Raw genomic sequence first — 12,476 nt, forward strand, 5'->3', positions numbered from 1 at the left:
TGCCGGCGATGGGCTGTCAGATCAAGGTCTCGATCCGCAGCGTGTTAGTCGACCCAGGCTTGCCGAAAGGCACGCCGGCAGTGATCAGCAACGTGTCGCCACGGCTGGCCATGCCTTGCGCCTGGGCAATCTCCAGTGCGGTCGAGCAGATCTCATCCACTTGGCGCAGGCGGTCGTTGACCACCGAGTGTACGCCCCAGGCTACGCTCAGGCGCCGCGCGGTGTTCAGGTTCGGTGTCAGGTTGAGGATCGGTGCCCGTGGCCGCTCGCGTGCCGCGCGCAGGGTCGAGGCGCCCGACTCGCTGTAGTTGACCAGCACCGCTACCGGCAGGATGCCGCTGATACGGCGGATGGCGCAGCTGATGGCGTCCGACACGGTGGCCTCGGCCTTCGGCCGGCCAACGTCGAGCTGGGCCTGGTAGTCCGGGCCGTTCTCCACCTGGCGGATGATTTTGCTCATCATCTGCACGGCTTCCAGCGGGTAGTCCCCCGAGGCGGTCTCGGCCGACAGCATCACCGCATCGGCACCTTCCGCCACGGCGTTGGCCACGTCGGTGACTTCGGCACGGGTCGGCGCGGGCGAGAAGCGCATGGATTCGAGCATCTGCGTGGCCACCACCACCGGTTTGCCCAGCTGGCGGCAGGTGCCGATGATGCGCTTCTGGATCTGCGGCACGCTTTCGGCCGGCACTTCCACACCCAGGTCGCCACGGGCCACCATGATCGCATCCGCAAGCTCTGCGATGGCTTGCAGCTGTTCGACTGCCGATGGCTTTTCGATCTTGGCCATCAGGTAGGCGCGATCGCCGATCAGCTGGCGCGCTTCGACGATGTCCTCAGGGCGCTGCACGAACGACAGGGCCACCCAGTCCACACCCAGCTCCAGGCCGAAGGCCAGGTCGCGGCGATCCTTTTCGGTGAGTGGCGAGAGGTCGAGCACCGCTTGCGGCACGTTGACACCCTTGCGGTCGGACAGCTCGCCACCGGCCAGGACTTCGGTGTCGATGGCATCGCTGTGCTTGGCGGTCACGCGTAGGCGCAGCTTGCCATCGTCCAGCAGCAGGTCCATGCCCGGTTCAAGGGCTGCGATGATCTCTGGGTGCGGCAGGTTGACCCGACGGCTGTCGCCCGGGGCCTTGTCCAGGTCCAGGCGCAGCGCCTGGCCGCGTTGCAGTTGGACCTTGCCTTCGGCAAAGCGGCCGACACGAAGCTTAGGCCCTTGCAGGTCCATAAGGATGCCCAGCGGATAGTTCAGCTGCTGCTCGACCTCACGAATCCACTGATAGCGCAGGGCGTGGTCGGCATGCTCGCCGTGGCTGAAGTTGAGTCGAAAGATGTTCACCCCGGCTTCGACCAGCTGGCGGATGTCGTCGATGCCTTTGATCGCAGGGCCGAGGGTGGCGAGGATCTTAACTTTTTTATCAGGCGTCATGATTGGGCAGTCTCGAGAATCAGGATGGCGCGGAAGTCGTTGACGTTGGTGCGGGTCGGCTCGGTGACGATCAGCGCATCCAGCGCGGCGAAGTAGCCATAGCCGTTGTTGTTGTCCAGCTCGTCACTGGCCGACAGGCCCAGCGCCTCGGCGCGGGCGTAGCTGCTCGGGGTCATGATGGCGCCGGCGTTTTCTTCCGAGCCATCGATGCCGTCGGTGTCGCCGGCCAGGGCGTACACGCCCGGCAGGCCTTTGAGGCTTTCGGTGAGGCTCAGCAGGAATTCGGCATTGCGCCCGCCACGGCCGTTACCGCGTACGGTCACGGTGGTCTCGCCGCCGGAGAGAATCACGCAGGGCGCCTTGAGCGGTTGGCCATGCTGGACGATCTGTCGGGCGATACCGGCATGCACCTTGGCCACTTCGCGCGATTCGCCTTCCAGGTCGCCGAGGATCAGCGGGCTGAAGCCTGCCTGGCGAGCTTTGACCGCTGCGGCCTCCAGTGACTGCTGGGGTCTGGCGATCAGTTGGAAGTGGCTGCGTGCCAGGGCCGGGTCATCGGCCTTGACCGTTTCCGAGGCCGGGTTGTTGAGCCAGTCGATGACGGCCTTGGGGGCTTCGATGTTGTAGCGCTTGAGGATGGCCAAGGCATCGGCCGAAGTGCTCGGGTCCGCCACGGTGGGGCCGGAAGCGATGACCGTGGCCAGGTCGCCCGGCACGTCCGAGATGGCATAGGTGTACACGGTGGCCGGCCAGCAGGCCTTGGCCAAGCGACCGCCCTTGATCGCCGACAGATGCTTGCGCACGCAATTCATCTCACCGATGGTAGCGCCGGACTTGAGCAGTGCCTTGTTGATCTGTTGCTTGTCGGCCAGGGTCAGTCCCTCGGCCGGCAAGGCCAACAGGGCGGAGCCGCCGCCGGATAGCAGGAAGATGACGCGGTCGTCTTCGGTCAGGTCGCTGACCAGATCGAGCACGCGCTTGGCCACGGCGAGGCCGGCGGCATCGGGGACCGGGTGGGCGGCTTCGACCACCTCGATCTTCTGGCAGTTGGCGCCGTGGCCGTAGCGAGTCACGACCAGCCCGGAGACTTCGCCCTGCCAGCTCTTTTCGACCACTTCGGCCATGGCGGCTGCGGCCTTGCCGGCGCCGATGACGATGACCCGACCGCTACGGTCGGTGGGCAAGTAGGGTTCGAGGACTTGGCGCGGGTGGGCGGCGGCGATGGCTGTGTCGAACAGCTCGCGGAGAAGTTTTTGCGGATCGACCGACATGGCAGGCTCCCAATTGTTTTTGTTCTGCAGAATCGAAAACGCCCCTGGAACTGCCTCCGTGCAGGCCGAACCAGGGGCGGGTGTTGCTCGGGTCACTGCCTGGCCTGTGGTCGCAGGTCAGGCAGCGTGTGCTTCATCGCGAGCTACGCTCGCTCCTAGAGGTCGCGGATCGAGAAGTTGGCCATGTGCTCCAGGCCCTTGATCAGCGCGGAGTGGTCCCAGTTGCCGCCGCCCAGCGCCACGCAGGTGCTGAATACTTGCTGGGCATTGGAGGTGTTGGGCAGGTTGATGCCCAGTTCCTTGGCGCCTTGCAGGGCCAGGTTCAGGTCCTTCTGGTGCAGGTTGATGCGGAAGCCTGGGTCGAAGGTGCCTTTGATCATGCGCTCGGCGTGCACTTCAAGGATCTTCGACGAAGCGAAGCCGCCCATCAGAGCTTCACGGACCTTGGCAGGGTCCGCGCCGTTCTTGGCAGCGAACAGCAGGGCTTCGGCAACGGCCTGGATGTTCAGGGCGACGATGATCTGGTTGGCGACCTTGGCGGTCTGGCCGTCGCCGTTACCGCCGACGCGGGTGATGTTCTTGCCCATGGCTTCGAACAGCGGCAGGGCGCGCTCGAAGGCTTTCGGGCAGCCACCGACCATGATGCTCAGGGTCGCGGCCTTGGCGCCGACTTCACCGCCGGATACCGGCGCGTCCAGGTAGGCAGCGCCGGTGGCCTTGATCTTCTCGGCGAAGACTTTGGTCGCGGTGGGCGAGATCGAGCTCATGTCGATCACTACCTTGTTTGGACCTACGCCCTCGACAACGCCGTTCTCATCGAACAGCACGCTTTCGACCTGTGGGGTGTCCGGCACCATGACGATGATGAACTCGGCTTCCTGGGCCACTTCCTTCGGGTTGGCCAGGGCCACTGCGCCAGCGGCGATCAGGTCGGCAGGGGCGGCGTCGTGGTGGGTGGAAACGAAGATGCTGTGACCTGCTTTTTGCAGGTTCTGGGCCATGGGTTTGCCCATGATGCCGGTGCCGAGGAAACCGATTTTAGCCATGAGAAATTACCTCTTTTATATTTGTTCGCATTCCCGGTGGGAGCAAAGGATTCAGATCGCGTTGTGCGTTTTCAGCCAGCCCAGGCCAGCTTCGGTGGTGGTCAGCGGCTTGTACTCCGCGCCCACCCAGCCCTGGTAGCCGATGCGGTCCAGGTGCTCGAACAGGAAGCGGTAGTTGATCTCGCCGGTACCGGGTTCGTTGCGGCCCGGGTTGTCGGCCAGCTGGATGTGGTTGATCAATTTCAGGTTGGCTTCCAGGGTGCGAGCCAGGTCACCTTCCATGATCTGCATGTGGTAGATGTCGTATTGCAGGAACAGGTTGTCGCTACCCACCTCGGCCTGGATTTCCAGGGCTTGCTGGGTGTTGTTCAGGTAGAAGCCTGGAATGTCGCGGGTGTTGATCATTTCCATGACCAGGCGAATACCGGCGGCCTTGAGCTTGTCGGCGGCGTAGCGCAGGTTCTCGACGAAGGTCTTGCGCACAGTGGCGCAGTCCGGACCTTGCGGGCGAATGCCGGCCAAGGCGTTGACCTGGGTGTTGCCCAGCACCTTGGCGTACTCGATGGCCTTGTCGACACCTGCACGGAATTCTTCGACCCGATCAGGGTGGCAGGTGATACCGCGCTCGCCCTTCGACCAGTCGCCCGCTGGGAGGTTGAACAGCACCTGGGTCAGGCCGTGGGCATCGAGCTGCTGCTTGATTTCGGCAGCGCTGAAGTCGTACGGGAAGAGGTATTCGACGCCGCTGAAGCCAGCGTCGGCGGCAGCCTTGAAGCGGGCCAGGAAGTCCTGTTCGGTGAACAGCATGGACAGGTTGGCAGCGAAGCGAGGCATGAGTGGTCTCCTTGCGATGAAGGCCCCCAGTTCAAGCCTGGGGGCGTCAGGCGATCAGTCCAGCAGCGAGATGGCGGTCGGTGCGTCGTTGCCGACCAGGGCGAGGTCTTCGAACTCGTTGACCGCGTTGATCTCGGTGCCCATGGAAATGTTGGTCACACGCTCGAGAATCACTTCGACCACCACCGGCACGCGGAACTCTTCGGCCATCTTCTGCGCCTTGAGTAGGGCAGGGGCGATCTCGCCCGGCTCGAACACGCGAATGGCCTTGCAGCCCAGGCCTTCGACCACGGCGACGTGATCGACACCGTAGGTGGCGGCGTCGGTGGCGTTGATGTTCTCGAACGCCAGTTGTACACAGTAATCCATGTCGAAGCCACGCTGAGCCTGGCGGATCAGACCCAGGTAGGCGTTGTTCACCAGCACGTGGACGTATGGCAGGTTGAACTGCGCGCCCACGGCCAGTTCTTCGATCATGAACTGGAAGTCGTAGTCACCCGACAGCGCAACCACTTTGCGCTTTGGATCGGCCTTGACCACACCGAGGGCGGCAGGGATGGTCCAGCCCAGCGGGCCGGCCTGGCCGCAGTTGATCCAGTGGCGTGGCTTGTAGACGTGCAGGAACTGCGCGCCAGCGATCTGCGACAGGCCGATGGTGCTGACGTAGCAGGTGTCTTTGCCGAAGACCTGGTTCATTTCTTCGTAGACGCGCTGCGGCTTGACCGGCACGTTGTCGAAGTGGGTCTTGCGCTGCAGGGTGGCCTTGCGCTCCTGGCAGTCTTCCAGCCAGGCTTTGCGGCATTTGAGCTTGCCAGCGGCTTTCCACTCGCGGGCAACTTCCAGGAACACGTCCAGCGCCTTGCCGGCATCGGAAACGATCCCCAGGTCCGGGGTGAACACGCGGCCGATCTGGGTTGGCTCGATGTCGACGTGGATGAACTTGCGGCCTTCGGTGTAGACGTCGACGGAACCGGTGTGGCGGTTGGCCCAACGGTTACCGATACCGAACACCAGATCGGATTTGAGCAGGGTGGCGTTGCCGTAGCGGTGCGAGGTCTGCAGGCCGACCATGCCGACCATCTGTGCGTGGTCGTCCGGGATGGTGCCCCAGCCCATCAGGGTCGGGATCACCGGCACGCCGGTCAGCTCGGCGAACTCGACCAGCTTGTCGCTGGCATCGGCGTTGATGATGCCGCCACCGGCCACCAGCAGCGGGCGCTCGGCGTCGTTGAGCAGGGCCAGGGCCTTTTCAGCCTGTACGCGGGTAGCGGACGGCTTGTGGACTGGCAGCGGCTCGTAGGCGTCGATGTCGAATTCGATTTCGGCCATCTGCACGTCGAACGGCAGGTCGATCAGCACTGGGCCTGGGCGGCCGGTGCGCATTTCATAGAAGGCCTTCTGGAAGGCGTAAGGCACCTGGCCGGGTTCCAGAACGGTGGTGGCCCACTTGGTGACCGGCTTGACGATGTTGGTGATGTCGACGGCCTGGAAGTCTTCCTTATGCAAGCGGGCACGCGGCGCCTGGCCGGTGATGCAGAGGATCGGGATGGAGTCGGCCGAGGCGCTGTACAGGCCGGTGACCATGTCGGTGCCGGCAGGGCCGGACGTACCGATGCACACGCCGATGTTGCCCGGATTGGCGCGGGTGTAGCCCTCGGCCATGTGGGAGGCGCCTTCGACGTGACGAGCGAGGACGTGATCGATGCCACCGACTTTCTTCAGGGCCGAGTACAGCGGGTTGATGGCTGCCCCCGGGATGCCGAACGCGGTATCTACACCTTCACGGCGCATGACCAGAACGGCTGCATCGATTGCTCTCATTTTGCTCATGGTTTGTGCCTCATTGATTTTGTAATTGTATACAACTTGCTTTGTGCCAGAGTGTATTCACGCCTGGCGGCTCAGGTCAATGGATTTTCATCGGGGCAGTTCGCTTTCGTTCGAGCGCCCGTGAAAACGGCTGTTTGCGTGATCGCATACGATCGTATCAAATTATTGTATACAAAAATATTAGCGGTTGTGTTCTATTTGTCCCATCGGTTTTCAACTGCCCTCAGGGCTTCTCACAACAAGAAGAGGACCTTTCCATGAACGCTTTGAACCTCAAAGCCGCTGTCAGCCTGGTGAACGCCGCGCTGGCTGCGGGCCGCAAGATCAATTCCGCGCCGCTGACGGTGGCGGTGCTGGACGCCGGCGGGCACCTGCTGGCGTTGCAGCGCGAAGATGGGGCGAGCCTGATTCGCCCGGAGGTAGCCATGGGCAAGGCATGGGGCGCGATTGCGCTGGGCAAGGGCTCGCGTTTGCTGGCGTTGGATGCGCAGCAGCGCCCAGCGTTTTTCGCGGCATTGAATGGGTTGGGTGAGCGGCCGGTGGTGCCGGCTCCAGGTGGCGTGCTGATTCGTGATCAGGACGGGAAAGTGCTGGGGGCGGTAGGGATCAGTGGAGATACGTCGGATATCGACGAGCAGTGCGCGATCAGTGCGATCGAAGAGATCGGGTTGAAGGCGGATGCCGGGGTAGCTGCCTGAATCTCGATTGCCGGCTCTGACCTATTCGCGGACAAGCCTGCTCCCACAGAGACTGTAGGAGCGGGCTTGTCCGCGAATGGCGCCAGGTGGTTCAGGCCACCTCAGGCTCACAGCCTTTGAGTACCATCCGGATGATAGTCTCCGCCGCCGCGTCATAATCGCTGTCGGCCAGCTTGGCCTTGCCGGTCACCGCCGAGATCTGCCAGTCGAAGTCGGCATAGGTCTGGGTCGCGGCCCAGATGCTGAACATCAGGTGGTGCGCATCCACATGGGCGATCTGCCCACGGTCGATCCAGCGCTGGATGCACTCGATGTTGTGGCGTGCCTGCTCGTTCAATTGCTCTACCTGACTCGGCGACAGGTGCGGTGCGCCATGCATGATCTCGCTGGCGAACACTTTCGAAGCGTGCGGCAGGTCGCGGGAGATGCGGATCTTCGAGCGAATGTAGGAACTCAGCACTTCTCTGGGGTCGCCATCGGCATTGAACGGCGTCGACGCCTGCATGATCGGGGCGATGATGCTTTCCAGGACCTCGCGGTAGAGGTTGTCCTTGGACTTGAAGTAGTAATACACGTTCGGCTTGGGCAGGCCGGCCTTGGCCGCGATATCGCTGGTCTTGGTGGCGGCGAAGCCCTTGTCGGCGAATTCCTCGCTGGCCGCGCGCAGGATCAGTTCCTTGTTGCGCTCGCGAATGGTGCTCATTGTCGGGGCTCTTCCTCGTGTCTGGCCACCTCTAAGAGGGATCGGGCATGGTAGCACCGGCCCCAATGGGCGCTCAAGGCAGCGACTTTCGGCTAGAATCTGGCCCATTCAACTTATTCGGAACCGGCAATCATGGCAGGAAGCAGTCTACTGGTGCTGATCGACGACATCGCCACGGTGCTCGATGACGTCTCGGTCATGACCAAGGTCGCGGCGAAGAAGACTGCGGGCGTGCTGGGTGACGACCTGGCGCTCAATGCCCAACAGGTCACTGGCGTACGTGCCGAGCGAGAGATCCCTGTGGTGTGGGCGGTGGCCAAGGGGTCGTTGGTCAACAAGCTGATCCTGGTCCCTGCGGCGCTGCTGATCAGTGCGTTCATTCCATGGGCGGTTACGCCGCTGTTGATGGTCGGCGGCGCCTACTTGTGCTTCGAGGGTTTCGAGAAGCTGGCGCACAAGTTCCTGCACAGCAAGGAGGAGGACGCCGCCGGGCACGATGCGCTCAAGGAGGCGGTGGCCGATACCAACGTCGACTTGGTGGCGTACGAGAAGGAGAAGATCAAGGGCGCGGTGCGCACCGATTTCATTCTGTCGGCCGAAATCATCGCCATCACCTTGGGTACCGTCGCCGATGCGCCGCTGACCCAGCAGATCATCGTGCTGTCGGGCATTGCCATCGTCATGACCATCGGCGTGTACGGGCTGGTGGGCGGTATCGTCAAGCTCGATGACCTGGGGCTGTGGATGACTCAGAAAACGTCGCGCATGGCCCAGGCTATCGGCAATGGCATCCTGCGCGCGGCGCCTTACATGATGAAAAGCCTGTCGGTGATCGGCACCGCGGCAATGTTCCTGGTCGGCGGCGGGATCCTGGTACACGGCATCGCGCCGTTGCATCACGCCATCGAAGCGTTCAGTGAAGGGCGCGGTGGGGCGCTGACCGGCGCGTTGCTCAATGGTGTGGCCGGCGTGGTGGCGGGGGGCGTGGTATTGGCAGCGGTCGCGGTGGCTGGGAAGCTGTGGCGCGCTGTCCGGCCTTCGCGCTGAGTGGCATGGATCGCCGGCAAGCTGGCTCCTAAGGGTTATGTCCAATGACAGTGGGAGCTCGCTTGCCGGCGATGGGCCGCAATGCGGCCCCGATGATCAGAAGTGAACCTTGACCAGGAAGCTTGCAGTGTTCTGGTCGGTGGTGAACGCATCGGAATCCTTGATCCCGTACTTGTTCTTCCAGTAGTCGTACTCGAAGCCGACGTACAACTGCTTCTCGCCCAGGTGCAGGGCCTTGCCCAGATCGTATTTCACCTGCGGGTTGAAGTGCAGGTTGGCGTGATACTCGCCGCGGCGATTCTCATCATTGTCGACTACCCAGTCCATGAAGCCGTCGATCAGGATGTCGGACGAGCCCACGGGAATGGTGTACGACCAAACCGGGGTGATCTGCCAGACATTGTCACCGGCGCGGCTGCCGTCGGTGGTGCGCTGGTAGAAGTTCAACTGGAAGTAGTCGAAGCCTGGAATATCCAGGTCGAAGCCTGGGCCGATCAGGTACGACTCGCTGTCCCCTTCGCCGAACTCATAGGTCATGGCCAGCAGCACGTCCTTGACCGGGCCGAACTCCAGCTTCTGGTCGAAGATCTTGCCGAACGACAGGCGAGGGCTGATCTCGCCGTAGTAGGTGTTCGGGCCATTGTTGGCGTCCGTCTTGCCCTGGTAGAAGATCTTGTCGACGAAGATGAAGTTGTCGCCGTACTTCCACGCGTCCGCGTGCTCGAAGGTGACGGTTTGCTGGATCTCTGGGTTGACCTTGAAGTTCTTGCCCCACAGATAGGTGAGGCTGTTGTTCTGCCACTGCAGCAGGTCACCGGCGAAGGAGGTGCCGCAGGCCATTAGGCCGCCCGCGAGAATCAGGCTGTTGATGGTACGCATTGCGAGTGTCGCTCCCTTGATTGGATTGTTGTCAGCGCGTGGTGTTGGCGCTTTTTTTTGTCTTTTGAGTCAGTTTTTTTCGATTAGCCACAGTTGTTTGGCAAGAGCTGCGCCAACTTTTCCGGGTTGGACGCAACCATCCTGCTCGACGTCTTTCTGAACGGATGAAAAGGGTATTTCAGGCTGGCAACACGTTGGCCAACCGCCCGAATTCATTGACTGAGCGGTCAGTAAACGCAGGCAGAATCCATCCTGCCTTGATCGAGGGGGCGCGCAGATTACTCACTTGCGCGCCTTGTCTCAAGTGCTCCGTCCTGGAGCACAGTGATACAAACTTGGGCGTTTGGTCAGCTTCTTAGAAATGCACTTTCACCAGTGCGCTGAACACGCTCTGGTTGCTCTGCACATTGCCTTGGCTGTCAATGCCGTACTTGTCCTTCCAATAGCTGTACTCGAAGCCTACATAGAGCTGCTTGGCGCCGAGGTTCATGGCCTTGCCCAGGTCATACTTGACCTGCGGGTTGAACTGCAGGTTGGAATGGTAGGTGCCGCGTCGGGTCTGGTCGTTGTCCACCACCCAGTCCATGTAGCCGTCGATCAGAATGTCGGATTTGCCGGCGGGGATGGTGTAGGAGAACGTCGGTGTGATCTGCCAGACATTGTCACCTGGGCGGCTGCCTTCGGTGTTGCGCAGGTAGAAATTGAGGGTGAAGTAGTTGAAGCCGGGAACGTTCAGGTCGAAGCCCGGACCGATCAGGTAGGCTTCGTTGTCGCCTTCGCCACGCTCGTAGGTCATGGCCAGCAACACGTCCTTGATCGGGCCGAACGCGAAGCTCTGGCCAGTGATCTTGCCTAACGACAGGCGCGGGCTGAACTCACCGTAGTAGGTGGTCACGCCTTTGCTGGGGTCGGCCTTGCCGTTGTAGAAAATCTTGTCGACGAAAAGAAACGTATCGCCGTACTTCCATTTGTTGGCGTGCTCGAACGTGATCGTCTGCTGGATGTCTGGGTTGACCTTGAAGTCCTTGCCGTACAAGTAGGTCAGGCTTTCGCCATGCCACTGCAGCCATTCGCCTGCGTGCGTCGGAAGGGTAGCCAACAGGCTGCTGCCCAGCAGCAGGGACGAGGTGATGCGTTTCATGTTGTGATTCCCGGACTTATTGTTTTTGTTAGCGTTTTTTCGGCGCACAAGCGCCCCGGGCGGCCCATTCCGGCGGGCCGACGGTGGAGGTCGTTGCTTGCTTGAAAAAGGGGCGGCAGCATGCCGCCCCCTGGTTCAATGCTGGTGACAGGCGTCGTTGTGCACCGCCCGATCAGCACCCCCGAGGATGTTGAACAGTAGGTTCAGCACGAGCGCACTGACCGTTGCCATGGCAATCCCGCTGTGGGTGATCGGTTCCATCCAATGGGGCATCTGCGCGAAGAACTCCGGGCGGACCACGGGGATCAGACCGAAGCCGACGCTGACCGCAACCAGCAACTGGTTGCGACGGTCGCCGATGTCCGCTTCCTGGAGAATCTTGATCCCGGTGGCGGTGACCATGCCGAACATGGCAATGGACGCGCCGCCCAGCACCGCGGGCGGGATCGAAGCGATCAGGAAGGCCGCCTTGGGCAGCAGGCTCAGCAGAATCAGCAGCGCGCCTGCCACCACGGTGACGTAGCGGCAGCGTACGCCAGTCATCTGCACCAGGCCGATGTTCTGGGCGAAGGATGAATGGGTGAAGGTGTTGAAGAAGCCTGCCACGAACGACGCGCCGGCATCGCACAACAGGCCGCGACGCAGCATGCCGGGGGTGACTTCGCGGTCGGTGACCTTGCCCAGGGCCAGGAACATGCCGGTGGACTCGACGAAGATGATCACCACCACCAGGCACATGGACAGGATCGGCGCCAGGCTGAAGGTCGGCATGCCGAAGTGCAGCGGGGTAACGACTTGCAACCACGGAGCTTCGGACAGGCCGGACAGGTCGACCATACCGATCGAGCCGGCCAGGATGTAGCCCAGGCCCATGCCCACCAGCACGGAAACGTTCACCCAGAACCCGCGCATGAAGCGGTTGATCAGCAAGATCACTGCCAGCACCAGGCCGGCCACCAGCAGGTAGATCGGCGAGCCGAAGGTTTGCGCTTCGTGCCCACCGCCGGCCCAGTTGACCGCGACCGGGAACAGCGAGAGGCCGATGGAAGTGATCACCGTACCGGTGACCAAGGGCGGGAAGAAGCGCACGACCTTGGACATGAACGGCGCGATCAGCATGCCGAAGAACCCGGCGGCGATGGTCGCCCCGAAGATCCCTTGCAGGCCGACGCCGGGCATGCCGGCCATGGCCACCATGCTGCCGACGGCTGCGAAGCTTGCGCCCATCATCACCGGCATGCGGATGCCCACTGGGCCGATCCCGAACGACTGGATGATCGTGGCGACGCCGGCAACCAGCAGGTCGGCGTTGATCAGGAAGGCGACTTCTTCGCGAGACAGCCCGGCAGCCTGGCCGATGATCAAAGGCACGGCAATCGCGCCTCCATACATCAGCAGAACGTGTTGCAGGCCTACCAGAATCAATTGGAACAGGGGCAGAGGCTGTCGCGGCGGCGCAACGGGAATGTACGCCTTGCGTGACTCGGACATGCAGCACCTCGAGTTTTGTTTTTATTCTCGGATCCAAGCGCCGGGCTGCAGGCGGCAGGTCTTCAGAAGAAGACCTGGGGTTCCCGCATGAGGCCCGAGCGCTC

11 protein-coding genes are annotated in these 12,476 nt (G+C 62.2%); 2 read left to right on the forward strand and 9 right to left on the reverse strand.

Annotated elements, in window-relative coordinates; all coding sequences use genetic code 11:
- Nucleotides 1-16: 16 nt before the first annotated feature.
- The 5 genes from pyk to gcl all read right to left on the reverse strand — a co-directional run bounded on the left by pyk (nt 17) and on the right by gcl (nt 6,413).
- The gene (gene pyk / locus C4Q26_RS20170; protein ID WP_023381462.1) at nt 17-1,432 is read right to left on the reverse strand and encodes a pyruvate kinase; all 1,416 of its coding nucleotides are present in this window, start codon (nt 1,430-1,432) and stop codon (nt 17-19) included.
- Complete coding sequence (locus tag C4Q26_RS20175) at nt 1,429-2,703, reverse strand: glycerate kinase (RefSeq protein ID WP_023381461.1); 1,275 nt, start codon at nt 2,701-2,703, stop codon at nt 1,429-1,431. The genes pyk and C4Q26_RS20175 overlap by 4 nt, the downstream gene beginning before the upstream one ends.
- 155 nt (nt 2,704-2,858) lie before the next feature.
- On the reverse strand, nt 2,859-3,749 hold the full coding sequence (locus C4Q26_RS20180; protein WP_023381460.1) for a 2-hydroxy-3-oxopropionate reductase: 891 nt from the start codon (nt 3,747-3,749) through the stop codon (nt 2,859-2,861).
- A 51-nt stretch (nt 3,750-3,800) separates the two neighbouring features.
- Nucleotides 3,801-4,583: a hydroxypyruvate isomerase gene (gene hyi, locus C4Q26_RS20185; protein WP_104883431.1), complete on the reverse strand. Its 783-nt coding sequence runs from the start codon at nt 4,581-4,583 to the stop codon at nt 3,801-3,803.
- Between the two features lie 54 nt (nt 4,584-4,637).
- Nucleotides 4,638-6,413: a glyoxylate carboligase gene (gcl, locus tag C4Q26_RS20190; protein ID WP_023381458.1), complete on the reverse strand. Its 1,776-nt coding sequence runs from the start codon at nt 6,411-6,413 to the stop codon at nt 4,638-4,640.
- A gap of 257 nt (nt 6,414-6,670) precedes the next feature.
- Between gcl and C4Q26_RS20195 the strand changes: the two genes are divergently transcribed.
- The gene (locus C4Q26_RS20195; RefSeq protein WP_023381457.1) at nt 6,671-7,111 is read left to right on the forward strand and encodes a heme-binding protein; all 441 of its coding nucleotides are present in this window, start codon (nt 6,671-6,673) and stop codon (nt 7,109-7,111) included.
- 91 nt (nt 7,112-7,202) lie between these two features.
- Here the strand turns inward: C4Q26_RS20195 and C4Q26_RS20200 are convergent, their stop codons facing one another.
- Nucleotides 7,203-7,814, reverse strand: a complete 612-nt coding sequence (locus tag C4Q26_RS20200) for a TetR/AcrR family transcriptional regulator (protein ID WP_023381456.1) — start codon at nt 7,812-7,814, stop codon at nt 7,203-7,205.
- A 132-nt stretch (nt 7,815-7,946) separates the two neighbouring features.
- On the opposite strand from C4Q26_RS20200, the gene C4Q26_RS20205 reads away from it, so the two are divergent.
- Nucleotides 7,947-8,861 carry a DUF808 domain-containing protein gene (locus tag C4Q26_RS20205; protein WP_104883432.1) on the forward strand — a complete coding sequence of 305 codons (915 nt, stop codon included), beginning with the start codon at nt 7,947-7,949 and terminating at the stop codon, nt 8,859-8,861.
- 96 nt (nt 8,862-8,957) lie between these two features.
- Here C4Q26_RS20205 and C4Q26_RS20210 read toward each other — a convergent pair whose 3' ends face one another.
- The 3 genes from C4Q26_RS20210 to C4Q26_RS20220 form a co-directional block, all read right to left on the reverse strand.
- Nucleotides 8,958-9,740: an outer membrane protein OmpK gene (locus C4Q26_RS20210; RefSeq protein ID WP_104881434.1), complete on the reverse strand. Its 783-nt coding sequence runs from the start codon at nt 9,738-9,740 to the stop codon at nt 8,958-8,960.
- Nucleotides 9,741-10,095: 355 nt separating this feature from the next.
- Nucleotides 10,096-10,881 carry an outer membrane protein OmpK gene (locus C4Q26_RS20215; protein ID WP_104881435.1) on the reverse strand — a complete coding sequence of 262 codons (786 nt, stop codon included), beginning with the start codon at nt 10,879-10,881 and terminating at the stop codon, nt 10,096-10,098.
- Between the two features lie 135 nt (nt 10,882-11,016).
- Entirely contained in the window at nt 11,017-12,372 is a 1,356-nt protein-coding gene (locus C4Q26_RS20220; RefSeq protein WP_104881436.1) for a nucleobase:cation symporter-2 family protein, read from the reverse strand.
- Nucleotides 12,373-12,476: the final 104 nt, after the last annotated feature.

It is taken from the genome of Pseudomonas sp. SWI44 (assembly GCF_002947915.1).
Taxonomy (GTDB): domain Bacteria; phylum Pseudomonadota; class Gammaproteobacteria; order Pseudomonadales; family Pseudomonadaceae; genus Aquipseudomonas; species Aquipseudomonas taiwanensis.

Coding starts and splice junctions, on each gene's coding strand:
- pyk (WP_023381462.1), bottom strand. CDS start 1,432: ATGACGCCTGATAAAAAAGTTAAGATCCTCGCCACCCTCGGCCCTGCG.
- C4Q26_RS20175 (WP_023381461.1), bottom strand. CDS start 2,703: ATGTCGGTCGATCCGCAAAAACTTCTCCGCGAGCTGTTCGACACAGCC.
- C4Q26_RS20180 (WP_023381460.1), bottom strand. CDS start 3,749: ATGGCTAAAATCGGTTTCCTCGGCACCGGCATCATGGGCAAACCCATG.
- hyi (WP_104883431.1), bottom strand. CDS start 4,583: ATGCCTCGCTTCGCTGCCAACCTGTCCATGCTGTTCACCGAACAGGAC.
- gcl (WP_023381458.1), bottom strand. CDS start 6,413: ATGAGCAAAATGAGAGCAATCGATGCAGCCGTTCTGGTCATGCGCCGT.
- C4Q26_RS20195 (WP_023381457.1), top strand. CDS start 6,671: ATGAACGCTTTGAACCTCAAAGCCGCTGTCAGCCTGGTGAACGCCGCG.
- C4Q26_RS20200 (WP_023381456.1), bottom strand. CDS start 7,814: ATGAGCACCATTCGCGAGCGCAACAAGGAACTGATCCTGCGCGCGGCC.
- C4Q26_RS20205 (WP_104883432.1), top strand. CDS start 7,947: ATGGCAGGAAGCAGTCTACTGGTGCTGATCGACGACATCGCCACGGTG.
- C4Q26_RS20210 (WP_104881434.1), bottom strand. CDS start 9,740: ATGCGTACCATCAACAGCCTGATTCTCGCGGGCGGCCTAATGGCCTGC.
- C4Q26_RS20215 (WP_104881435.1), bottom strand. CDS start 10,881: ATGAAACGCATCACCTCGTCCCTGCTGCTGGGCAGCAGCCTGTTGGCT.
- C4Q26_RS20220 (WP_104881436.1), bottom strand. CDS start 12,372: ATGTCCGAGTCACGCAAGGCGTACATTCCCGTTGCGCCGCCGCGACAG.